Source organism: Mesorhizobium sp. M0028, from assembly GCF_040323855.1.
Taxonomy (GTDB): domain Bacteria; phylum Pseudomonadota; class Alphaproteobacteria; order Rhizobiales; family Rhizobiaceae; genus Mesorhizobium.
Genome location: NZ_JAMYVG010000010.1, coordinates 1 through 20,895 on the forward strand (window position 1 = coordinate 1; position 20,895 = coordinate 20,895).

The 20,895-nt window shown below is 59.5% G+C and carries 23 protein-coding genes; 10 read left to right on the forward strand and 13 right to left on the reverse strand.

All coding sequences use genetic code 11. From position 1 onward, the window contains the following. The 3 genes from NKJ93_RS19075 to NKJ93_RS19085 all read left to right on the forward strand — a co-directional run. On the forward strand, positions 1 to 145 hold a 145-nt coding region (locus NKJ93_RS19075), incomplete at its 5' end, for a transposase (RefSeq protein WP_352590759.1). Positions 146 to 662: 517 nt separating this feature from the next. After that, on the forward strand, positions 663 to 2,315 hold the full coding sequence (locus NKJ93_RS19080) for an MFS transporter (RefSeq protein ID WP_031195547.1): 1,653 nt from the start codon (positions 663 to 665) through the stop codon (positions 2,313 to 2,315). 40 nt (positions 2,316 to 2,355) lie between these two features. After that, positions 2,356 to 2,604, forward strand: a complete 249-nt coding sequence (locus tag NKJ93_RS19085; RefSeq protein ID WP_023723202.1) for a DUF982 domain-containing protein — start codon at positions 2,356 to 2,358, stop codon at positions 2,602 to 2,604. Between the two features lie 105 nt (positions 2,605 to 2,709). Here the strand turns inward: NKJ93_RS19085 and NKJ93_RS19090 are convergent, their stop codons facing one another. The 12 genes from NKJ93_RS19090 to NKJ93_RS19145 all read right to left on the reverse strand — a co-directional run bounded on the left by NKJ93_RS19090 (position 2,710) and on the right by NKJ93_RS19145 (position 15,727). Further along, entirely contained in the window at positions 2,710 to 4,860 is a 2,151-nt protein-coding gene (locus NKJ93_RS19090) for a type IV secretory system conjugative DNA transfer family protein (RefSeq protein WP_352516250.1), read from the reverse strand. Positions 4,861 to 4,873: 13 nt separating this feature from the next. Further along, positions 4,874 to 5,899 carry a P-type DNA transfer ATPase VirB11 gene (virB11, locus tag NKJ93_RS19095; protein ID WP_352516251.1) on the reverse strand — a complete coding sequence of 342 codons (1,026 nt, stop codon included), beginning with the start codon at positions 5,897 to 5,899 and terminating at the stop codon, positions 4,874 to 4,876. Continuing rightward, a complete protein-coding gene (virB10, locus tag NKJ93_RS19100; protein WP_352516252.1) occupies positions 5,896 to 7,359 on the reverse strand; it encodes a type IV secretion system protein VirB10 in 1,464 nt (487 codons plus the stop codon). The genes virB11 and virB10 overlap by 4 nt, the downstream gene beginning before the upstream one ends. Beyond that, positions 7,359 to 8,156: a TrbG/VirB9 family P-type conjugative transfer protein gene (locus NKJ93_RS19105; protein ID WP_352516253.1), complete on the reverse strand. Its 798-nt coding sequence runs from the start codon at positions 8,154 to 8,156 to the stop codon at positions 7,359 to 7,361. Before NKJ93_RS19105 ends, virB10 begins: the two co-directional genes overlap by 1 nt. Beyond that, positions 8,153 to 8,866: a VirB8 family type IV secretion system protein gene (locus NKJ93_RS19110; RefSeq protein ID WP_352547726.1), complete on the reverse strand. Its 714-nt coding sequence runs from the start codon at positions 8,864 to 8,866 to the stop codon at positions 8,153 to 8,155. Before NKJ93_RS19110 ends, NKJ93_RS19105 begins: the two co-directional genes overlap by 4 nt. A gap of 72 nt (positions 8,867 to 8,938) precedes the next feature. Next, positions 8,939 to 9,982 carry a TrbL/VirB6 family protein gene (locus NKJ93_RS19115; RefSeq protein ID WP_352516254.1) on the reverse strand — a complete coding sequence of 348 codons (1,044 nt, stop codon included), beginning with the start codon at positions 9,980 to 9,982 and terminating at the stop codon, positions 8,939 to 8,941. Positions 9,983 to 10,165: 183 nt separating this feature from the next. Continuing rightward, complete coding sequence (locus tag NKJ93_RS19120; protein WP_352516255.1) at positions 10,166 to 10,900, reverse strand: type IV secretion system protein; 735 nt, start codon at positions 10,898 to 10,900, stop codon at positions 10,166 to 10,168. Between the two features lie 9 nt (positions 10,901 to 10,909). Further along, positions 10,910 to 12,067 (reverse strand): transglycosylase SLT domain-containing protein, encoded by a 1,158-nt coding sequence (locus tag NKJ93_RS19125; protein WP_352516256.1) that lies wholly within the window; start codon positions 12,065 to 12,067, stop codon positions 10,910 to 10,912. Further along, entirely contained in the window at positions 12,051 to 14,453 is a 2,403-nt protein-coding gene (locus NKJ93_RS19130; protein ID WP_352516258.1) for a VirB4 family type IV secretion/conjugal transfer ATPase, read from the reverse strand. Before NKJ93_RS19130 ends, NKJ93_RS19125 begins: the two co-directional genes overlap by 17 nt. Next, positions 14,450 to 14,743, reverse strand: coding sequence for a VirB3 family type IV secretion system protein (locus NKJ93_RS19135; RefSeq protein ID WP_352516259.1), 294 nt, complete (start codon positions 14,741 to 14,743; stop codon positions 14,450 to 14,452). The genes NKJ93_RS19130 and NKJ93_RS19135 overlap by 4 nt, the downstream gene beginning before the upstream one ends. A gap of 3 nt (positions 14,744 to 14,746) precedes the next feature. Beyond that, complete coding sequence (locus tag NKJ93_RS19140; protein WP_352516261.1) at positions 14,747 to 15,061, reverse strand: TrbC/VirB2 family type IV secretion system protein; 315 nt, start codon at positions 15,059 to 15,061, stop codon at positions 14,747 to 14,749. 12 nt (positions 15,062 to 15,073) lie between these two features. Further along, on the reverse strand, positions 15,074 to 15,727 hold the full coding sequence (locus NKJ93_RS19145; protein ID WP_352516262.1) for a lytic transglycosylase domain-containing protein: 654 nt from the start codon (positions 15,725 to 15,727) through the stop codon (positions 15,074 to 15,076). Positions 15,728 to 15,815: 88 nt separating this feature from the next. Here NKJ93_RS19145 and NKJ93_RS19150 point away from each other — a divergent pair, with 88 nt between their 5' ends. Genes NKJ93_RS19150 through NKJ93_RS19160 form a run of 3 tightly spaced genes read left to right on the forward strand, consistent with a single transcriptional unit; the run spans position 15,816 to position 17,123 of the window. Further along, on the forward strand, positions 15,816 to 16,418 hold the full coding sequence (locus tag NKJ93_RS19150) for a hypothetical protein (RefSeq protein ID WP_352516264.1): 603 nt from the start codon (positions 15,816 to 15,818) through the stop codon (positions 16,416 to 16,418). Further along, positions 16,415 to 16,972 (forward strand): thermonuclease family protein, encoded by a 558-nt coding sequence (locus NKJ93_RS19155; RefSeq protein ID WP_023722879.1) that lies wholly within the window; start codon positions 16,415 to 16,417, stop codon positions 16,970 to 16,972. Before NKJ93_RS19150 ends, NKJ93_RS19155 begins: the two co-directional genes overlap by 4 nt. After that, positions 16,959 to 17,123, forward strand: coding sequence for a hypothetical protein (locus tag NKJ93_RS19160; protein ID WP_156948357.1), 165 nt, complete (start codon positions 16,959 to 16,961; stop codon positions 17,121 to 17,123). Before NKJ93_RS19155 ends, NKJ93_RS19160 begins: the two co-directional genes overlap by 14 nt. On the opposite strand, the gene NKJ93_RS19165 is transcribed toward NKJ93_RS19160, so the two are convergent. Then, positions 17,120 to 17,464 (reverse strand): hypothetical protein, encoded by a 345-nt coding sequence (locus NKJ93_RS19165; protein WP_031195334.1) that lies wholly within the window; start codon positions 17,462 to 17,464, stop codon positions 17,120 to 17,122. The two genes, NKJ93_RS19160 and NKJ93_RS19165, sit on opposite strands and share 4 nt — an antisense overlap. Positions 17,465 to 17,605: 141 nt before the next feature. Between NKJ93_RS19165 and NKJ93_RS19170 the strand changes: the two genes are divergently transcribed. The 4 genes from NKJ93_RS19170 to NKJ93_RS19185 are packed head-to-tail and all read left to right on the forward strand — an operon-like array spanning position 17,606 to position 20,789. Continuing rightward, positions 17,606 to 18,235 carry a response regulator gene (locus tag NKJ93_RS19170; protein ID WP_023722882.1) on the forward strand — a complete coding sequence of 210 codons (630 nt, stop codon included), beginning with the start codon at positions 17,606 to 17,608 and terminating at the stop codon, positions 18,233 to 18,235. A 13-nt stretch (positions 18,236 to 18,248) separates the two neighbouring features. Further along, the gene (locus NKJ93_RS19175) at positions 18,249 to 18,941 is read left to right on the forward strand and encodes an FkbM family methyltransferase (RefSeq protein WP_023722883.1); all 693 of its coding nucleotides are present in this window, start codon (positions 18,249 to 18,251) and stop codon (positions 18,939 to 18,941) included. Then, a complete protein-coding gene (locus NKJ93_RS19180; protein WP_156948359.1) occupies positions 18,931 to 19,476 on the forward strand; it encodes a putative pterin-binding protein in 546 nt (181 codons plus the stop codon). The genes NKJ93_RS19175 and NKJ93_RS19180 overlap by 11 nt, the downstream gene beginning before the upstream one ends. Next, positions 19,473 to 20,789, forward strand: a complete 1,317-nt coding sequence (locus tag NKJ93_RS19185) for a sensor histidine kinase (RefSeq protein ID WP_023722885.1) — start codon at positions 19,473 to 19,475, stop codon at positions 20,787 to 20,789. The genes NKJ93_RS19180 and NKJ93_RS19185 overlap by 4 nt, the downstream gene beginning before the upstream one ends. Positions 20,790 to 20,895 lie beyond the last annotated feature (106 nt).

A 20,895-nucleotide genomic window follows, 5' to 3' on the forward strand; every position in this document is an offset into this window, starting at 1 on the left:
CGACACGCTGCGATTGCGCCTCATCAAAATCGCTGCGCGGGTGGTCGAGATGAAATCGCAAATCCGCCTGCACCTGCCGACATCGTGCCCCGACCAGCGCATCCTGCGCATCGTCCTCGATCGCATCCCCCAACTCGCGACATAACGATGGGGGCAGACGCCCCGAAACGAACCCGTCGACCGCAACCTGCAAACCCCCGCCTGCCATCACGACGGAGCAATCCCGGCGCCTGACGAGGCGCGTGGAAAAGCACCGCAACGGCGACCACAGCGTCGCTTCAGGCCGTCAAAAGCTTATCGCCGTGCATCAAGGCGGCTAGGTAGGTGTGGCCCGGCTTCGTTGAATCCGCTGCGGGCCAGCTCTCTGATAGAAATCGGCGCCGTCGTCCCAGGCTTTCCATGGGCATCGTTTCCCGCGCGGAATGAAGGTCTCCTTCCCGAAGGCGGCAATTCCTAAACTCGGTGCGATGCCCGATTTGCGGTCAGGCTGCATCCGCCTTTTCTTCCAGACCAAGTAATCGCTTCGGCCAGAGCGCCGGCGGTGAAGAATTGTCTTGCGCTATCCCTAGCAAATGCGCTCATGCTGCTATTCCTCCACGGGCACCTGCGCCGGGAGGGCACCTCTAAACGCGACCGATAGACCGAGGGGAGGGCTCAACCCAATGAGCAGGGTGGCGCCCGCAGATGCGACTCCAGCTTCGTCGGCGACATTTGCGCCGCTCGAGAATGCAACTTTCCGATCGATCTGGCTTGCTACGCAGGTGTCCAGCTTTGGCTGGCTAATTCAAACTGTCGCCATCAGTTGGCTGATGGCGACCATTTCGACTTCCGACGTGATGGTCGCCTTGGTGCAGGCTTCGACGACGTTGCCTACATTCATCCTGTCGATCATCGCCGGAGCCCTGGCTGATAATTTCAGCCGCCGCAATCTGATGTTCGCTGGCTGGTCCGTGATAGCGCTGTCCTCGGCGATGCTGACGGTTCTTGCAGGCTTGGGAATTTTCAATCCATGGATGGTTCTTGCATTCAGCTGTTTGGCCGGAGCGGGCGCCGCTTTCACCGATCCCGCTTGGCACGCGTCGGTCGGCGACATCTTACGAAAACGCGAAGTTCCAGCCGCGGTTACGCTCATCTCGGTTGGATATAACGCTGTTCGAAGCGTCGGTCCGGCGCTTGGTGGCATTGTCGTTGCCTCCTTTGGACCTTTGACAGCTTTCGCTGTGGCGACGCTGACCTATCTAGCGCTGCTGTGGACCATAGGGCGCCGCAAATGGGATGTTCGCTCGTCCCCCCTCCCGCGCGAGCCATTGACCACGGCCATTCATGACGGAGCGCGCTTCACGGCGCTATCGGCGGAGATCAAGGCGGCAATCGCGCGTGGCGCGCTTTTTGGCCTGACCAGCATCTCCATACTCGCGCTCCTGCCTGTCGTTGCCCGCGATCAATTAGGCGGAGGACCGATCGTTTATGGCATCCTGATGGCTGGCTTCGGGACCGGCGCCTTGTGCGTCGGCATCTGCAACAATGTTTTGAGACGGTCGCTCTCCCAGGAGCGACTGACAATACTGGCATGCATTGCTTGCGCGGCGTGTTGTTTATCTCTTGCTCTCACGTCTTCAGTGGCAGTGGCGGCTATTGCGCTGGCGCTCGGCGGCGCGGGATGGGTGGTCACCTGGACGGGGCTCGACGTAAGCGTTCAATTGGCAAGCCCAAGGTGGGTCGTTGGTCGCACGCTCTCGATCTATTATGCCCTTTCGTCGGGTGGTATCGCGGCCGGCAGTTGGCTGTGGGGTACGGTGGCTGAGAACTATTCGCTTGCCTCAGCCCTGGAGATTTCAGCTGCTGCGCTACTGATGGTCGCGGCCACCGGGTTCCTGTTGCCGATCCGTCAATGGCAAGACTCTGATCAGGATCCTTTTGGCTTCGAGACACCGCAACTCGCTCTCGACCTGAAGCCGAGAAGCGGCCCGATCGTCATCAAGATCGAGTACTCAATACCGGAGGCAAACGTCGAAGCTTTCCTCGATCAGATGCAGGAACGACGGCGGGTGCAAAGCCGCGTCGGCGCCAGGCACTGGAACCTCCAGCGCGATCTTCAGGATTCCTCGCTTTGGACAGAAACCTTCCGCACGCCGACCTGGATGGACTATCTGCGCCTAAACCATCGCCTCACAGCGGCGGACAAGGAATTGGACCAACGTCTGCTCGAATTGAACATGGGTGGAAACCCACCTCTTACTAAACTTTCGATTGAGCGGCCGACCGGGGCAACCCGCAAGCGGGATCAACCGACGCGATTTTTCTTCCGCCGGTGATCGCAGGCTGTTGTTGATAGAGTTTCAAGGGTGAGGGTAGATGACCGGCTTGGTAAGATTTGAGAGGCCAGTTGTGATTCAGATTGGCCGCTATACAGAACGCACCGTGTTCGATGTTAATGATGCGGCCTCCATCCTGCTGCGGGATCTTGGTGGTCGTCAGACGGAGAAGCACAGGGCAGCTATGGACGCCTGTCTGAAGGTTATACGAGGTGAGCTTCATCCACCCGCCGCCCGCAGGGCTTTCGTCGCGGTCGCGCGCGAAGCAAAGATTCTACGCTGCGATTGACTGGAGTGCTCAAGCGGCACCGCCCGGCAACTGGCGGCTGATACGGAAGGCCTGAGGCATGACGTTGCCGCTCTTCTATCTGACACGAGCAGGGCGCAGCAGTTCCTACCCGTCGACTACATCAGGCAAAGTATCTTCGACGACGCTCAAATTTCGATCGAAAGCCTCGGTGTCGGATGCGTGGGCTCGGAGAGATCGCACCTTGTTTAGGATAGCCGCAACCGCCGCTTCTTTTTCTGGCGCTATGCGTGTTGTCACCGCTTTGGCCGCCAACGCGGAAAAATCTATGGCGGCATAAGGTGGCACACCTGCAGTGTCGCTTGCTTTCGGCCGTTCTTTGACGATTGTGCGCCGGCCCCGCGGCGGAGCCATACGGCCGGCTTTTGCGGCAAATGTTGCGCCGCGCCGTAGGCGCGTCTGCAAGAGGCCTGAGCGGTACGCCGGTGCTGTCGGCACAATCGTCGGGAGCGCAGGAGATGGAACCGCCGCGGAAGCGTCCAGCGCAGGTCTTTTCGTGCGCGAAGCGTCGGTAGAGGCGGGCAGGGGCATGAATGCGCGTTTGGCGAGCTGGCCGTCGGCGAAATAGAAATTGCGCGTGCCAAGGATCGGCAGCTCGCCGCGCGGCAATATGATGACCTTGTTCTTGTCGAGCGTGCGGATTTCGTCCGGCCGCATGAGCGGCCGCCGCACTTCCTTGCGGTGCTCCGAGCGCGTGTAATAAGTGTCGAACAACGTCGCCTTGGTGCGCGTCACGTCTTTTTGCACGTCCGACCTTTCGCCGAGCTGCTCGGAAACGTAGCGCAGATCGTCAGCATCCTGCGCGCCGAAAAAGATCTGCACGCGAGCGGCATTAATGAGCGTCTTGCGCCCTTCCTGGCGATAGATCTCGCCTACAGCCTTCAACGACTGCACGAAAAACCACATCGAAACACCGTTGCCGCCGAGCACGCTCGCCATTTCGGTGACGTTCTCCAGCTTGCCGAGGTTCTGGAACTCGTCGAGCAGCACAAGTACCGGATGCTCGCCCGGCTGCGGCAGGCTTTCCGACATGAAGTTCATCATCTGCGTGATCAGGACGTTGAACAACGGTCCAAGCGAAGTGATCTGCTCGCGGCGCACGTCGAGATAGAGAGAAATCCGGTCCCGCTTGAGCCTGCGAATATCGAACGTGCTGCGCGAGGTGGCTCGCATCAGGCGCTCGTTGAGGAAGGGGGCCATGCCGGTGCGCACGCCGGCGTAGATTCCGGAGAACTGCCGCTCAGACATCTCAAAGTAGGGCAGCAGGGTTTGCAATGTGAAATGCGAACATTCGCGGCGGCGTTCCTCGCGCAGCGAGCCGATGAATTCCAGGAGCGGCTGCTCGGCACCGTTCATGATCTCGAGGATTGTGGCAAAGGTCTTTTTCTGGTTTGGGATCGTCGGCGATTCCATGACGAAGGATGCTATGCCGGTAAAAAGGAGACGGGCGTCGTTCACCCAATAAGGGTCGGCATTTGAGGGCGGTCGCGGAAACAGCGCCGCAGCGATGTTGCGAAGGTCGATGTCGCGCTGCGCCGAATCCAGCGAGATGAAGTCCATCGGATTGTAGCATGCGGTATTGCCGTCCTGATCAGCCGGCGCAAAACGCACCACGCGGCTGATGGTTGAACGGTAACCGGCAGTCGCCGCATAGGTCTCGCCCCGCAGGTCGAGAACCACGAGCGAATGCGGCCAGGTCAAGGCGTTCGGGATGATGAGAGACGTGCCTTTACCGGAGCGCGGCGGTCCTATGACGAAACCGCCGACATCATCGCCATCAATCCACAATTTCTTGCCGCCGATCAGCTTGCGCTGGGTCAAGCGGATCTTGCCGGAGCGCTGATCGCGGCCGGGCGACAGAATTTCGGCCAGCCTGCCGCCGGCTCGACCGACGAAGACGCCGCCAACTTTCGTCAGGCCGGTTTTTGATACGTCGCTCATAGTCATGAAGCGAGAGTCGTTGCGCTTTTTCGGGCGCATGAGAAACAGGCCGACCAGCGGCGCAAGAAACCCTAATGCCCCTGCGGCGACGGCGTATTGTACCCGGCTAACATTCCCCGCTATCGTATCTGCCCAGGCCAGACGAACGACGGGCAAGGGATTGGCGTTCAACTGGTCGAACAGGACCCGGGAGCCAGTCCTGAACCAATCTGTCGCGGCATAGACGACGGTGAAGACCAGGGCGCCCAGGGCCATCGCCATGAGCACCATGAAAATTGCAGTTGCGATTTTCTGCATGGATAGGCCCCCGCTAGATTGTCTCGGCCTTGGTGAACTTGATCTCGCTGATGCCGCGCCGTCCGCCTTCGGTGCGGACCATCTGGACGACCACCGGAATGACCTCGCGCAGATAGCCGAGGATTTCGCCTCGTGAGAGGCCCGAACTGCCCTGCATGACCATGAGCGCCAGCCGCTCGTAGGCGGACCGGGCGGAATTGGCATGAACGGTCGTGAGCGAACCCGGGTGGCCGGTGTTGATCGCCTGGAGGAACGCGAAGGTTTCAGCGCCGCGTAACTCGCCCAAAAGCAGACGGTCGGGCCGCATGCGAAGCGAGGCTTCGAGCAGCTGTTGGGCGGAGACCTTGGCAAGCCCCTGGTCGCCCTTCGAGGCTATCAAGGTGACGTTGTTGGGAGCCGGCAGCCTCAGTTCGCGGGTGTCTTCGATCGTGATGATCCGCTCATGGGCCGGGATCTCCTTCAAGAGCGCATTCAAGAAAGTCGTCTTGCCGGTTGACGTGCCGCCTGAAACCACGATCGAGACGCGGTTGCGCACCGCGTATTGCAGGAAGTCCATTGGCGACGTGTCGTGCAACATCTCGACGAGTCGCTTTTCTTCGATTGAAAGCGCAAGGCCGCTGCCCATTGCCGTGTCCTCGAAGGCGCCGAGATCCTTGTAGGCAGCAAGGCTCATATCCATGATGACCTGCTTGCGGATCGAAATCGCCCCGCCTTCGGGAGCCGCCGGCGGCAAGATGCATTGGATGCGCTCACCCGAGGGTAGAGCGGCCGACAGGACCGGCTTCTCTTCGTTGATGACCTGATTTGTCGCCGAGGCGACACCCGTCGAGATATGCCTAATCCAGCCGGGCGTGACCTCGCGCTTGACGACATGCTCCATTTCCTTCGCGCCGAGGCGTTCGATAAACAATTCACCCGGCCTGTTGATCGCAATCTCGGACACCGCATCTTCGGTCAAATAGGCCCATATCGGTTCCAGATGAGCACGCAGGACCGGGGCTCTCGCCCAAGGGTCAGGGAGGGGATGCACGGCATTCATTTCACCGGGCTCCCATAGCCGGAATAAAAATGATCCGTCGGCATGCCGTAGAGAGGCGTCGGATCGATCGCCGCCTTCGGCCGCCCACCTGCCTTCAGGCGTGCAACTTCTTCCTGGACGGGATCGGCGTATAGGTCCGAGAAATCGAGATCTCGCCGCACCAGCACGACGACCGATGTGCCCTGGTCGACGTAGACTGTCGGGCCAATGTTCTGCGTGTCGCGAAACGCCTCTTGCGCGAGTTGCTGCAAGGCGGTCGATGACTTATCAAACGCGATGCTGCGGGCGTCGCGCTGCGAGCCATTGCCACCATAAGTTAGGGTCGTGGTCTCACCTGTTACGGGATCGATTGTCGACACCTGGCGCTGTTGGCCATCTTGCCCGCTATCGCCAAGCGAGGACAGATATTCAGAGACTCCGCCAACCACGGAAAGCATGATGGCGTTGCCGTACCGTGCAGCCCAGTGCGTATCGACACGGCCGCCCATGCCGCCGCGGCCGAGCGCGTCGGCACCAGGCGATTTGATGTCGACGGAAATGCCATCCGAGCGGATGACCCTGCTCCAGACGATGAAAACACGCTTTTGACCGCGCGCAAGCCCCGAGCGGTATTCTCCGGTCAGGCGCGAGCCCTTCGGAATGAGGATCCGCCTGCCGTCGAGCGAGAAGACATCCTCACGCACGACAGCGCGCACGGCACCGGGAAGGTCGGTGTTGATCGCGGTTTCCAAATAGCCGCGAATGATCGTGCCTTCAGGGATCAACGCATCGGTGCGTCGGAAGACCCTGGCTTTGACGATGCCGGAAGAACTTGCCTCAGACTGCGCCAGGAATGCCTTGTTGGGATCACTGTCGGCGCCGGGGACCGGAATGATCTGACCGTCGGGCGCGATCTCGACCTGCGCCGCCTGGGCGCCGGCATCCGTCGAGCCGGTTTGATCATTCGTCACCATCTGGTTCGAGCGCAGGCGTTCCCACACCGCTTTTTCGCGCTCGGCGGCCTCTGCCTTACGGCGAGCCTCTTCCTCTGCCGCGGCTTCGCGGCGGGCTTCTTCCGCCTCGGCCTTGCGGCGAGCCTCCTCTGCCGCCATTTGCGCCTCCAGCGCGCGCCGCTGCGCATCGAGATCCGCGCCCTCCTGCACGGTCTGATCGACATTGGTAGCCTGTTGCGCGCCGCTCTGGTCGGCGGCCGGTGGCGGCACCACAATCTGCTCGATGGTGCCGTCGGCAGGTTGCGGCGGTTCGTTCAACGCCGGCGGGCGGAATTCGGGCGGGTTGAAGTTTTCCTCGCCGTCGCTGCGAACATCGCGCGATACCGGCTCCCGGGGCCAGTTCAGCCATATCAACGCGCCAACCAGCACCACGCCGAGGGCGACCAGGGCGATCCTGGTACCCACGCCCGCACCGCGGCGCGCGACCGTCGGGCTGCCGTCCAGCTGGTTATAATCGATCTGGGTCATCACCGCCCTCCGCTGGATCCGAACAGGGTGGAACCGCCTGTCAGTTTCGTTGGACCGTAGACTTGCTCGACCGGATCGATGGCGTTGGGTCGCGCCCGGTTGTAGAGGCAGAGCGTCTTGCCATCGGCCCGCAAGGTGAATTGCTGCGCGACCTTGTCGATGACTGTGTATTTGCCCTGCGTGCGAACGTTGACCAGCGACTCATGGCGCTTGTCGTCGACAACGAAAATCGCCGGAATGTCACCCTTGAACTCCAGAAACACCTTCGTGCCGTCGTCGAATACGGTACGCGGCTTCAGGCTGTCGTCACCCTTGTAGGCATAGTCGTAATTGAGATCGGCATAGTTCAGGTCCTTCAAATCCGGATCGGCGGCGCTCTCTTTGGCCTGTGAGAGCAGGCGCGCGTTGATATCCTCGTCCGGGTATTTGAACCGGACCTGGAACGATGCCCGGTCACGGCTATTGTCGGTTGCCTGCAGCAGCAAGGAATAGACGCGCCGGTTGGTGACGACGTTGACGTTGGTCCACGCATCGCGCTCCAGCGGCTTTACGAACAGAAATCGCGATCCGCGTTTGGGGATGATCGACCAGCCTTTCGTGTCGCCAGCCGACACGGTTTCGATGACTTCGGTCGGGCTGAGCTCGACCATCGTCGAAATACCCAGAGCTGCGCGCACCGACGTCACGTCGTCATTGTTGAAGGTGACGTATCGGATGCGGCCGTCGCGTGCGGCCGCGTCGTGCATTGTGCCGAGCAGAAAGGCGGCCGACAGCGCAAGGCCCACGCGCCATCTCATTGTAGGCTCCCCGCAGCGGGCGCCGATTCCTGATCGCGGCGGTAGTCCGTAACCTGAAATCCCAACGGATTGTCGAAACGCCATTCGTTCTTCAGCGGCGTCGAGGTGTAGCGGAATTTTATCACCGCCACCCAATCGTCGGTGGTGGACGAATTGTCCCGCCGCGTCGTCGTGGCAAAGCGCACCGAGGCTGTGTTGCGATTGAGCAGGGAAACCGACTTGATCTCGACCGAGACAGTGACATTGCGGCCAAAAATCTTGTCCAGCGATTGTGGATTTGCAGGCGTATAAAGCCACGTCAAATCCTTGGATGCCGCGTCGGTGGAGTAGAGCTGGGCCAGGTCGTAATTCTGTTTCAGTTCACGGGAATCGTAGGTTTCCCGGGCCCTGATATAGCGGACCAGATTGGCCGCCGTGACGGCTTCGTTCTGCGACAAATCTCCAGGCTTCAGCGCGCGCATGATTTCGAGGTAGCCCGTCGATTTGTCGACCTCGACAACATACGGTTCGAACTGCCGGAGCGGCAGGATCAGCACGAGCGCCAACAGAGACAGCACCGCCACCAGTCCGGAAACGCCGCTGATGATCCAGGCCAATGTACGCGATCGACGCATTGACCGGTGCGTGTCGTCTTCCCAGGTCGCGCCCGCCCTGTAATAGCGCTTGTCGACGAGTTCGCTGCTGCGGTCGGCAGCCGTTTCCACTGGCATTGTCACGTTACTATTGCCTCGTTTGCGCGACGCATTCTGATCCACGCCGCGATCGGTGATCGTTCTTGTGTCCTAGGCCAGAGGCCTGGAGTTATCGCGCGCACCTTGCTGGATGGCGGACCGGGTTGCGGCATCCGCCCTAGCTGCTCGCGAAGATCGAAAACTGTTTGCCGCGAGCTGTCGGGCGCCGCGAGCGGCGCGGCCTGCGACCCATCGCGCGCCGGAATAGCGCACGGCGTTTCTGCCGAAGTTTCTATAAGGATTGTATGCTCCCACGGTGCTCAGATACCCGCCGCCATTCAGGATCGAAGCAATCGAAGGTATCTGCATGAGAACGTAGATCCCGATGATCGTCACCAGCACCAGCGGCAGCACCAGCGACATTTTGCTGTCCATGGTCGCTCCGCCGGACGTGGCGGTGTTCAGCGCCGCGTTGACGAGCGAGAAGTAGAAACCGAGAAAGCCGTAGATCAGGACTTGCTGGATCATCAGGAAGGTGCTCAGCGAAAGGAAGCCTTCGCTCATGCGCGAGGACCATCGGTAAAGCCAGAGAATGATCCATATCGGCGCCAAGGCCAGCGTGATGAACAACATCACCTTGGCGGCGATGATCGCGGCAATGGCAAGCGCTGCGAAGATGATGGCAGACAGCAGGACGAGCAGCGACAAGAGCGCGCCAAAAATGTCATAGAAGGATCCGCTATAGACCTGATTGGCGACGTCCTGCGCCCCTTGGTAGAGATTGTCGATCAGCGCTGGAATTGCCGCCTGATCGCTGAGCTGATTGCCGGTGGCCCGCGACACGGCGCCGACGATCACCTTACCGACCTCGTCTGGAATGCTTTGCACGAGCTGATAGATCGTCGCGGAAAATGTCCCCCATCTGGTCAGCAGCAGATAGATGATGACGGCGCGGCCGAGGCGATAGGCCGCTTCGATTGGCGAAATCGACTCACGCCCGCTCAAAATCGAATAGCCCCACCACACGATATAAAGGGTCAGCATCAGCGTGAAGACGTTGCCCATCGCATTGCCCAACTGCATATAGACGGTGCGAACGAAGTCCTCGCCGATGTTGTCAATGCCACCGAGGATGCTTGCGGCGAGACCGTTCATGGATCCTCGTCAATGATGCTGGCGAACGGCGTTGAATTGACCGGCTTCAGCGCGCCGCATTCGTCGGTGTGGGCATACGCCAAAGGCCCGCACGGAGCTTTCAGTTCGCGATTAGCGCATCCAAAAAGCCCCGCGCCGAGCCCAATCACAACGCATATGCGCAGGACTCGCCTCGACAAGCGCTCAGCCCCCGCTCTTGCCGAATTCCGCGAATGGATTGACGGTGCGCGGCGTCATCATCTTCTGCACCTGGCTCTGGCGAAGAAGATCTCCCTTCAGCTTCTCATTCAGGGCCGCGACCGCACCGTTCTGCACGCCGATCAGTTCGTTGACCGCGCGCGCGTTTTCCAGCTGCATTCGTGTGTTCTGGTCCACCGATCCCTTGACGTCCTGTGACTGCCCGATCTGCCCGCTCGCGGACTGCAGGGACCGTTGGCGCTGGGTGACACCTTGCGAGGCCTGCGAAGTCAGCGCGCTTAGCAGCGAGGCCACGTTGACGCTGCCGCCATAGGCCGTGTTGACGGCGCTCGTCTCTTTGCCGGCAATCTGCTGGAGCTGCTTCACCAGCTGGAGCCCGTTGATGACGGCGCCGGCGATTTTCTGGATTTCGGGCGAAAGGCCGCCAAACGAAAGAGCCCCGCCGTTCAGGATCGATCCGAACGACGGCGCCTGGGCAATCGACATATTGCCGCCAAGGCCCATCTGTCCGATCCCGAGCGATCCGTCACGACTGCCGCTGAGAGCCTGCAGGATCTCGTCGCTCTTTTTCAGGATATCCTTGTTCGAATCCATGATGGAGTTGGTATTGTCCGCATTCTTGCGGGCGACATCGAGATTGGCGCCATCGATGACGGCAATCTGTGCGTGGGCCGTGCTTGCCCAAAGCGCCAGACTGCCGGCAATTGCGAATTTCGTCATGTCAGCCTCCTATTGCTGCAGAGAATCGATGACGCTGGCAGCGCCAGCAGGGTCAGTGGTGATGATCATCGAGCGGCTGTCGGCTGAGCTTGTCCCTGCATTCTCAACCGCGCATGGTAGCCACCGGCCGCGATCGATCTTCAACCATTCCAGTTCCACGGGATTGCAAGAGAACGGGTTTGGAGAACCGCTCTTCGGCTGTTGCACCAGCTTGGCCGACTGCGATGCCTGAACGTTCTGCAACGACAGAAGTTGAGCCAGCAGGCCAGTGAAATTCCCCGCATTGGCGAGGTACTGGTTGGTGACATCGGCGTTGATCCCACGAGCCGACGAGTTCAGCTCCCAAGCGTCCTTGTATTCCGTCACTTGGCCAACGTTGCCCGCTAGCGCGTCAATCGCCGCATAGTTGGCGCCCATCTGCGATGAGCTTGCATCAAGGCCGCCAGCCGCCTTCCTGACCGTGCCCATGGCCGCGTCCTGGGCCGTGCCGCCGGCGCCGTCGGCCGTCACGATCGAGAATGGTGCCGGCGCGGCGGCCGGAGCCTTGCCGCTCGACACATAGTCGTTGAAGTAACTGTTCCAACGGCCGACGCCGCCGGCCCATTGGTTTTGCTCGCCTGCGTTCGATCCGTTGTAGAAGGAGGCGAGACAGCTGTAATTTGTCGCCCCGCATTGCTTCACCCCCATTCCGAGATATTTGACGCCGCCTTCGATATTCTGCTCGTTCACGTCGCGGTCCAGTCCCATGGACTTGCCGGTGCCCTTGGTCAGCTGCATGACGCCTTTGACGCCGGTGTGGCTCCCGGCGCACGTGTCAAAGCGCGATTCCTGATAGGCGACGGAGAGCGCCAGGCCTTCGGGCACGCCGTACTTTTGCGCGTAATAGCGGATCATTTTCACGTTGCCCGCGTCGCGCTGCAACGCGTCGGCCGGGGACCGGCGAAACATCTGTGAGCGGTATTTGTTCGAATAGGTGCAGACGACGCTTTTTTTCCTGTTAGTTTCGTCCTTCTTCGCTTCATCCGACTTCGTGCTGTGCTGCTCGTCCTCTTGCCGCTTGTCGAGGTTCGAATCGTCGATGACCGCGATTTGCGCGACAGCCAAGCTCATGCTTTCCGCCGTCGCGAGTGCCACGGCCAGACAAGCGCTGCTAAGCCGCTTCGTCATGCTCGTTCTCCCATCCGCAGAAGTATGGCAGCCACATCTCCGGCTCGTCGCCGAAGGTTTCCCGGAGCCGTGCGCATTCCTTGCTGTTGGCTTCGTTCGAGGACAAGACCTTGATGAGATCGGGCATCGCCGACAAATCGAGCTTGGCGACGATCGAGTCGCTGTCGTGCTTGACGAGGAAGGTGCGTGTTTCCTTCGCGGTTCGGCGCACGAACTCGAATTCCTTCGCTGTCAGCGAGAAGCGCTCCATGTAGGACTCCTTGCTCGCCTTCGGGTTGGGGAAGAAAATGTTGGTCTTCGTTTGCTCGATCAGTGACGACGAGATGGCGGAATTGACGACGTCTTCCGCCGTCTGCGTGCCAAAGCCGACCACGCCGTTGCGGCGACGAATGGTCTTCAGCGTTTCGTTGATGAAAGCGGCGAAAACCTCGTCGTCCAGCAGCTTCCAGCCTTCATCGAGGAAGAGCATGATCGGCGAGCCGTCGATGACGTCCTCAAGACGGTGGAAGATGTAGAGCAACGCCGCCGAGCGCAGCTTTCGGTCGCCCAGGATTTTGGTCATGTCGAACCCGACAACGGGTTTCGAGAAATCCACCAGATCGACGGGATTGTTGAAAAGCCAGCCTCTGTCCTTCGGGTCGAGCCAGGGCTGTATCCGCGCGGCCAGATCATTCATGCCGGGCATGAGCGAACCCCGCAGCACTTCCGGCAGCAGGTCGAAGGTCCGCTGTTTGCGCGGGATCTTGTAGATCATGTCGACGGCGGCGTTGATGACGCGCATCTCCGCCACGTCCAGCGCACCGCCTTCCGGCGTTAGAATGTAGATGAGCAGATCTTCCAGGAAAGAACGGTTTTCTGCCGTGTCCTCGAGCTGCAATGGCGCGAACCCGGTCGGCTGAGAAGGCTCCATCACCTCGTATCGACCGCCGAGCGCCCGAACGAAAATTTCAGCGCCGCGCATATAATCGAAATAAACACATCGTGGCCGCGGCATGATGCGCATGGCCTGCGCCATCAGGAATGACAGCACCACGGTCTTGCCCGAGCCGGTCGGACCGAACACCGTAAAGTGCCCGACATCGTGAACGTGGAAATTGAAATAATAGGCTGTCTGGCTGGTCGTTTCGAGCAAAGCGATGGGGCGTTTCCAATGCAGCCTCTCGCGTTGGCCCGAGGGGAAATTGTGTCCTGAAAAAAGGCCGGCGAAGTTAAGGGACGAGATCAACGCGCGTCGCGCGATGTAGCTGAAATTTCCCGGCAACTGCGCCCAAAAGGCGAGTTCCGTGTTCAGTGTCTCGCGGACCGGCACGATCGACATGCGCGAAAGCTCGGCCGTGATATCGGATAGCGCACGGTTGAGCCCAGCCATATCCGGTGCCAATGCCATGACGCTCATGTGATGTTGTCCGAAGACGACTTCGCCGCCGGCCAGCTTGTCGGCGCCGTCGTGGACGGACTGCTCGACTGTCGTGCCCGCCTCGTCGGAGCCCTCAACCTGGTTCGCGATGGTGTTGATCCTGCGCATCGCCGTGACACGGTCTTCGATCGCGAAACTCTGCGTCAGGACGAACTCATGTGGCAGGCGCAAGAGACCGTCCAATGAGCCCGGCGCGGTGAACGGCGGATATTCCTTGATCGACACCATGGCGCCGAGCTTGCCAGCGTCCGGTCCGCGAAGTTCCAGCGCGGACTTGCCGAAAAACAGCTGCCGCGTCGCCAGCACATCGCCAAGGGACATGCGCGGCAAAGGCATTTCCACATCGACGCCGCCGGCGAGGATCTTCGCCAAAAATTCCGCGGGCTCGGAAAAGAAGCCGTTGCGGCGCTTCACGAGACCGAGAAGACGTGCACCATAAGCCGTAAAATCCTTGACGACGCCGTCGAGAACGTCCTGCAGTTCGGCCATCGCCTCTTCGCGGGTTTCTTCGCCTGCGGTGCTGATGCGGAACGCATTGAGCGCCTTGTCCACCCAGCCGACGCGGCCGACCATCGGCCGGCGTATGACCGTCAGATACGCTTCGTTGACGAAAAGGTTTTTCGCCCCAAGCTCATCCATGTAGCGGGCGTCGAGCTCGGCCACGAAAGGGTTGTCAAAGTCGCCTTCGATCTCCGGCGTCACGTGGCGGCGGATGATGGTAGTGTAGACCGCAAAGCGAGACGTTGAGAGATTCCGGAACGTCGTGTTGCGGTTGAACATGCGGCTGTTCAACTCGGCCTGGTCCATCGTCTGGAAGGGCAGGCCACTGAGCTGGATGACGCCCACCAGAAAGCCGCTCTTCGTTACGATCAGATTGTCATCGACATGGCGAAGGTAAGGGATGTGCATCGCCGCGGGCTTTTCACGCCGCCGCTCACGGCCAAATTTCAGGTCGGCATCGAGGCTCATGGCGAATAGCTCCTCGCCCCCCAGAAAGTAAGGTTCGCCACCGCTCCGCGTTTGGAGACGCGCCGCTCGAAAATATGAAACATATAGGGGTCGAGCTGGCACAGATATGCGCTGACCAGATGCACCACGCCGAACACCCCAAGACCGAGCATGAAGCTGCTCGTGGCGATAAAGCCGATCACCGCCAGGATGCCGTTCAGAGCAAAAACTTCATATCGCACCCCCCATTTCATCGGGGGGCGTGTCAGTGGCAGGCTGACCGGCTCGACATAGACTTCCTCGTCGTCCATGTCTCAGCTGCCTCCCGCGGTCGCGCGAACCGCATCCACCAACTGGGCAGCGCCGAAGATCAGAGCGATGCCAATGATGATGGAAAAAGCCATCATCCACGCCAGGCGGCCCGTCATGGCGAGGAAGCCAAGAAAACAGACCGCGATGATGGCGAATGAGCGCGCGATGTTGCCCTGCAGAACGCCGACGAACCACTCCAGCACATTCTCGACCGGTGCCGCCGACTGCGCATATGCACTGGCCGGCGCGAGAGCTATTCCGACCGCCGAGGCCAAGGCCAGTTTCAGGGCAAATTTGCCCGCTTTCCTGTATTCCACCCTTGGCTCCTTTCAGTTGCCGAAATCCATGACATGACCATCCTGCCAGGCGTCCTCGCTTGCTGGCGGAGCGGCCGCGAGCATTTCGGATTTGGCCAGGGCAGACTTCTTCACGACACCGCCGAACTTCCAGCGGTTCAGTATTTTCACGATGTATTCTGCAGTTTCCGGATTCACCGGAATGCCCTGCGCCTTGTAGACGCTGTTGGGCCCGGCGTTGTAAGCCGCCAGCATCAGCAGCGGATCCTGGAACTCGTCATAGAGTGACTTCAGATGGCGGAGGCCAGCCCGTACATTTGCCTCTGTGTCGCAACGGTCGCTCACGCCGAGATCGGCCGCCGTGCCTGGCATCAGCTGCATGATCCCTAGGGCTCCGGCCTTCGACGGACCCTGACTGGCGCCGAGATCGCTTTCGGCCCATGCAATTGCCTCGGCCAGATCGGCGTCGAACCCTTCCTCTTGCGCGATTGAACGCACAAGTCGGGAGACCTCAGCACGATTTCCGGTCGTACACGCCCCCGGCCTTTGCGCCCCGACCGCGGCAAGGGCTTGCGCCGGTGTTGCAAAGGCAACTGCTACGCGGTCTGATGCCAGGTCCTGGCCGTGCGCATTGAACGGCATCGTGGCGCCACACAGGGTGAGCAGGAGAGCGAATCGAGCGTTCATAGTGTCGCCAAAATTTAACACTTTACTATGGCTACACGCAGCCCTAGTAAAGTGTCAACACTGTATGTAATCGCAAGGACGGATTTCGATGAGACAGACGGCCCTTTGCATGGTTTTGCTGCTTCAGGGCACCGCGGCTTATGCTGCCGGCGCCGACGCCCCGAGTGCCTTTGCCCAGCCGTCGGAGCACTACCTGCTCCAGTTTGCCAAGCCGGGCGAGAAGGTGTTCGTCTATGAACGCTATGATGCAAAAGGCGCGCTCTTTCAGCGCGATGCGGCCGCCCTTATCTCGCCGGTTAAGGTGCCGTCGGCGACCGAGCGCGTCATAAACGGCGTGACGTACCGGCTGCGCGGCCTTGCGGCCTGCCCCAAACCGAAGATCACGTACAAGACGCAGCAATGGGACTGCACGAAGGCCGCGCAGGACTATGAAGAGGCAATCTACAACAATCGCGCATCTGTCGTGCTTTGCAAAACACTTGTGCTGCAAAGCACGAAGGGTGAACCCGACGCCGTGTCGTGTTTCTCTCTCGTCGGTGCGGGCAACGCAAACGACCCGTACAACGTCGCCTACGACGATGACGAAATGGTTTTTTTCGACATGGCGGCGATCGGACGCAACAAGGACGGCAAGTCGCTGCGCCCCGATCTGGAGCATTCGGCCGACCTCGGTGGACAGTTCCAGGAATGAAGCAGGCGAGCTTCGCAGTGCTGGCCGCATTTGGTTTGTGCGCTTCGGCCCAGGCCCAGGATGCATCCGAGTCTGCCGTGCCAACGCCCTTGGCAGTATCGAAATCGGCTCAACTGCTGACCGGAGATACCTGGCGTGATGGAGATCACCTTTTCCGCCTCTATGGCGTCCAGTCATGTCTTCGAGGCACGTCAGCCGAAGAGCAAAATGGAAACAAAATCGATTGCGGGAACACCTCGCTGGCGCACCTTGCAGCCCTATTCGATAGCGCGGCGGTTACATGCCAGCCAATCGGCTACGCCCTGGACAAGGCGGTTTTTGTCGTGTGCGGTGCGCAGCTGAATGGCGACACAATCGACGTCGGCACGGCGCTGATAGCGACCGGATACGCGTTTGCCGCAACAACCGCAAACGGCAAAGCCGTCAATGAGAACTATCTGATCGCGGAAATCAACGCTAAGATGAAACGTGCGGGTTTGTGGGGCACAACGTTTCGGCATCCTGTGCGACTGCTGCTAAACAAGCGGTCGGAGAGACAGCATGAAACACGATGATGAAGCGCACAGATATTACTATCCTGTGGAAGGACGCGGCGACGGCGCCATTGGCGGAGCGGCTGCGTTCATCGCGATCATTTTGGTGCCGGCGGCCATCTACGCGGGCTGGAATACCGTGGCCTCATGGATTTCGACGATCTTTTCTTAGGGCTGCAGTTTCGTGAAGGAACCGAGCAACGCGCGCCAATCGTCGACATCAATCTCGCACCAGCCATGAGCCGTCAGCCGTTGGAAGTAAGCAGCCTTCATTTTCATTTCCGCGATAGTGGCTACTGGAGCAATGGCAGCACGCCTTCGCACAGCGGCCTCCTCCGCCATGACCGCGTCCAGCCTCTCACCCAGCACGATCGCGTCCGGCCCTTCGGCCCCCATCCATCGCTTGCCGATACATTCAAGCGCGGCAACGCTCTGACGATGTTCCGCAATCAGTTTTGCGACGTCTTCAGCCGCTTCCATCTGTCCATTGCTGCAGACCTGTTGAATAGGCATCGTCCTCGCCCTGGCGTACATCGGTCACATACTGGTAGCTCGGGAGGTGAGGAAAAATAGGGATGACATCATCCCTTTTTTGAAGCGACCAATTCTGAGAGACAGGGGCGGTGGGCGCATGCGTAGAGGGATTGGCTTCCAATGTTTCGTGCCCTGGTGGTCGAAGACCAGACACTTATGCGTCTGGCACTGATGAACGAAGTGCAAGCAAGCTTCGAAGAATGCATTGTCCTGGGAGCGGAGACGCTGAACATCGCGACTGCCGAGCTTCAAAACAATCATTTCGATCTTGTCGTGATCGATCCTGGCTTGCCCGGTTTTGATCCCACGTCACAGGGCGACCGCGTCGCTGTCGTCGACAAGATCATCGAGGCTTCACCCAGTGCGATCCATGTTGTCGTCACCGGTTCTGACAACCTTTGCGAGGCGGATGGCTTCCGGCAAATCGGCGCTGCCGCCTATCTCGGCAAGACCGGGCTTGCGCCCGGCGTGTTCAGGGACGTGCTGGACGATATTTCCACCAAGGGATTCTCGTTGCGCCTGTCGCGGGTTGTCATGACGAAACCCGATTATCGCTTTTCTGTTCTTACACCGCGCGAACAAGAGGCCATCGACATGATGGCGCATCGCGAACCCGGCGTGAAACGCAAGGAAATCTTTTCGCTGATGGCCGACCGGCTGGCCATTGATGCCGGCTCGGCCGAGAAATACTACAAGCAGGCTCGCGCCAAGCTCATGCGGCAAGGCCATCCGCTCCCACGAGGTCTGTGAGACAATTGCGCCCATGATCGTCCATGGAATCAAGGTTCCTGTCGCACCACAGGATGTTTCGCCGGTTATCTGGAGAGCGCTTCAAAGCCAGAGCTATGAGGCGAAGGAAGCGAAGTGGATCTTCAGGGCAGTCAAGGCGCGCGATCGCGTACTGGAGCTAGGGTCCGGTATCGGCATCATCACCGCACTGATCGCGAAAATCCCCGGCGTTCAGGTGTGGGCTTTTGAAGCGAATCCCGCAACAGCGGAACTAGCGAAGCGCGTGATAGCGGCCAACGATCTCGACAATGTCACATATTCGCAGGGTATCCTCACAGCAGGCCCGCCGCGGTCCTTCACCTTCTACGTTCGCCGCGACCTTTGGATGTCTTCCACGGACAAAGACCAAGGACCATATGAGCGCGAACTTTCGATCGTCTCGGCCGACGTCGATCGTTTCATCGCCGATCATCGAATAAACGCCCTCGTCATGGACATTGAAGGAGCTGAGAAAGAACTTCTGCAGGATGCCGAGCTGCCCGGCGTCGAACGCATCTTTCTTGAGCTGCACGACCACCTCTATGGCCTTGACGGCATCCGCAACATCACCCTTGCCCTAGCAGAAAAGGGATTTGCCTACGATCCGCGGGGCTCCCGAGGACCTTGCGTCCTCTTCGCTAAGAACGATGGCCCCCGCGAATACGAGGATGTGGAAGATGTTGCGTAATGCTCTCGCCGTCATGTTTGCCGTAGCCCTTCCGCTCGCCAGCGCCGCCGAGGAAATTCCGCTCGATCCCAACGAAGTGTCGGTTCAAGACGCCAGCGGCAAGACTGTCGCCGTTTTTTCAGTAAAGCAGCTGCGGGCAGACTTTCCACAACAGACCTATGACACGCGTACGCCTTGGACGAGCGACAACGAGAAAATCGAATATCGTGGGCCGCTGCTTGCAAATGTGCTTGCCAAGGCCGGAGTCACCGCCGTGCAGGAGGTCAAAGTTGTCGCCTATGACAACTTCGTTTCCGACATTCATATGGACGAAATCCGGTCTTATAATCCGATCCTGGCGATCGAACGTCGTTGCAACGAGAGTGACAAGGCCGGCTCGCATTGCCCGCCGGGCCAGGATTTCCGCCCGATCAGCATGGTAGAAAAAGGCCCCATCTTCATTGTTTGGCCCTTCGACCAATTGCCTGCTTCATATGTTCCCGCAAGAAACTCGATCTGGGTGTTTTTCCCAGTCATCCTGCGCGCCACGCAATGAAGTTCTTAAACGGCCGTTTGCTCACTGTTCTGCCGTATCTCGGTATGGCTGCAGCGCTTGGGCTGAGTGCGTGGACATTCATGCAATCGAACCGCTACCGTCAGGAGACGGATGCCATCCTCAATCAGACTTTCGAGATTCAGTGGCGCGCGGCACAGATTCGCGAGCGCCTTATACGAGTCTATGGCTATCTTCGCATTGCCGACGAGACGGGCAAGCTTGATGCGGACATCGATCGACAAATGGCGTTGGTGAACGTCAACGTCGCGCAGTTGGAAAACCTGCCCTATCTGAACCGCTTTTTTCCCGACCACGATGCCGAACTCCTGGGCCGGATTGGCCTAACCCTCGAACAGAAAATTGCCCCTCTTGTGTCAGCGCGTACAAACTACACCCAAGCCATTGCCGACATGGCCAAGCTGGAACAGTCAATTTACGAGATTTCCAGCTCTACCGTTGATCACAGTGCCACCTTGCAGCAGACCGCCAGCATCGACATTGCGGCCTCGCGCAACTGGTTCATCTTTGCCATCGCACTTGGCCTGGGTGCCACCTTTTATCTCGTTATCCATCAACGCTATGCTTTGGCCAATCGCCGTGACCAGCATATGCGCTCGTTCGCTTCGCTCTTTGCGCATATGACCCGATCGCGGGTTACAGCCTTGAGGCTGTTCCTTGAGCACGCACAACCAGACAAGCAACCGAGCGGCGAAATGCTTGAGGCTGCGCGCAGTGCTGCTACTGAACTGGAATCGATCACCAACAGTGTCCTTCAGATCGCCTATGCGCCACAAGATTCCAGCACCGTGGCGCTCGGCCCACTCCTCGAGGATCTCGCGCACGATCGCAGCAGTTTGGTGCAAGTTTTGGTCGATCCTAAAGCACGTCTGCAACCTGTTCCGGCGACGCCGTTACGGTTGGTCGTTAATGAGCTGATAGAAAACGCTCTTGCCGCTCTATCCGGCACCAGAAACGCCCCAATTCTCATCTCCGCGACAGTCAAGCGACGTCCCTTCCTCCTGCGCAGTTACCTCGTACTAGATGTGGCGGACAACGGCGCAGGCATGTCGCCTGCAATCCTTGTGAAGGCAACTACACCTTTCTTTTCAACGCGAGCTGGAAATCATACTGGCCTTGGACTGACCGCATGTTCCCAGATGGTCTCGACGCTGAAAGGAAGGCTCATCATCAACAGCGCTCCCGGTGCCGGCACAACCGTAGAGATCAGGATTCCGGTGCATTCGACTGCCGCCACGTCATGGCAGTCGTTCCTCAGGCGCGGGCGAAAAAAGGTACACACGTGGCGCGCCTAATTGTCAGCTCTGCTCCATTTTCACCTGAATGCACCGGTATGCGCTATCACGGCGAAAACCTGCCAGGCATTCTGTGTAGCGCAGCTTAGACGGATGATGACGCTGG

Excerpts from the sequence above, each read along its gene's own strand:
- NKJ93_RS19080 (WP_031195547.1), top strand. The coding sequence starts at position 663 with ATGAGCAGGGTGGCGCCCGCAGATGCGACTCCAGCTTCGTCGGCGACA.
- NKJ93_RS19085 (WP_023723202.1), top strand. The coding sequence starts at position 2,356 with ATGACCGGCTTGGTAAGATTTGAGAGGCCAGTTGTGATTCAGATTGGC.
- NKJ93_RS19090 (WP_352516250.1), bottom strand. The coding sequence starts at position 4,860 with ATGCAGAAAATCGCAACTGCAATTTTCATGGTGCTCATGGCGATGGCC.
- virB11 (WP_352516251.1), bottom strand. The coding sequence starts at position 5,899 with ATGAATGCCGTGCATCCCCTCCCTGACCCTTGGGCGAGAGCCCCGGTC.
- virB10 (WP_352516252.1), bottom strand. The coding sequence starts at position 7,359 with ATGACCCAGATCGATTATAACCAGCTGGACGGCAGCCCGACGGTCGCG.
- NKJ93_RS19105 (WP_352516253.1), bottom strand. The coding sequence starts at position 8,156 with ATGAGATGGCGCGTGGGCCTTGCGCTGTCGGCCGCCTTTCTGCTCGGC.
- NKJ93_RS19110 (WP_352547726.1), bottom strand. The coding sequence starts at position 8,866 with ATGCCAGTGGAAACGGCTGCCGACCGCAGCAGCGAACTCGTCGACAAG.
- NKJ93_RS19115 (WP_352516254.1), bottom strand. The coding sequence starts at position 9,982 with ATGAACGGTCTCGCCGCAAGCATCCTCGGTGGCATTGACAACATCGGC.
- NKJ93_RS19120 (WP_352516255.1), bottom strand. The coding sequence starts at position 10,900 with ATGACGAAATTCGCAATTGCCGGCAGTCTGGCGCTTTGGGCAAGCACG.
- NKJ93_RS19125 (WP_352516256.1), bottom strand. The coding sequence starts at position 12,067 with ATGACGAAGCGGCTTAGCAGCGCTTGTCTGGCCGTGGCACTCGCGACG.
- NKJ93_RS19130 (WP_352516258.1), bottom strand. The coding sequence starts at position 14,453 with ATGAGCCTCGATGCCGACCTGAAATTTGGCCGTGAGCGGCGGCGTGAA.
- NKJ93_RS19135 (WP_352516259.1), bottom strand. The coding sequence starts at position 14,743 with ATGGACGACGAGGAAGTCTATGTCGAGCCGGTCAGCCTGCCACTGACA.
- NKJ93_RS19145 (WP_352516262.1), bottom strand. The coding sequence starts at position 15,727 with ATGAACGCTCGATTCGCTCTCCTGCTCACCCTGTGTGGCGCCACGATG.
- NKJ93_RS19150 (WP_352516264.1), top strand. The coding sequence starts at position 15,816 with ATGAGACAGACGGCCCTTTGCATGGTTTTGCTGCTTCAGGGCACCGCG.
- NKJ93_RS19155 (WP_023722879.1), top strand. The coding sequence starts at position 16,415 with ATGAAGCAGGCGAGCTTCGCAGTGCTGGCCGCATTTGGTTTGTGCGCT.
- NKJ93_RS19160 (WP_156948357.1), top strand. The coding sequence starts at position 16,959 with ATGAAACACGATGATGAAGCGCACAGATATTACTATCCTGTGGAAGGA.
- NKJ93_RS19165 (WP_031195334.1), bottom strand. The coding sequence starts at position 17,464 with ATGCCTATTCAACAGGTCTGCAGCAATGGACAGATGGAAGCGGCTGAA.
- NKJ93_RS19170 (WP_023722882.1), top strand. The coding sequence starts at position 17,606 with ATGTTTCGTGCCCTGGTGGTCGAAGACCAGACACTTATGCGTCTGGCA.
- NKJ93_RS19175 (WP_023722883.1), top strand. The coding sequence starts at position 18,249 with ATGATCGTCCATGGAATCAAGGTTCCTGTCGCACCACAGGATGTTTCG.
- NKJ93_RS19180 (WP_156948359.1), top strand. The coding sequence starts at position 18,931 with ATGTTGCGTAATGCTCTCGCCGTCATGTTTGCCGTAGCCCTTCCGCTC.
- NKJ93_RS19185 (WP_023722885.1), top strand. The coding sequence starts at position 19,473 with ATGAAGTTCTTAAACGGCCGTTTGCTCACTGTTCTGCCGTATCTCGGT.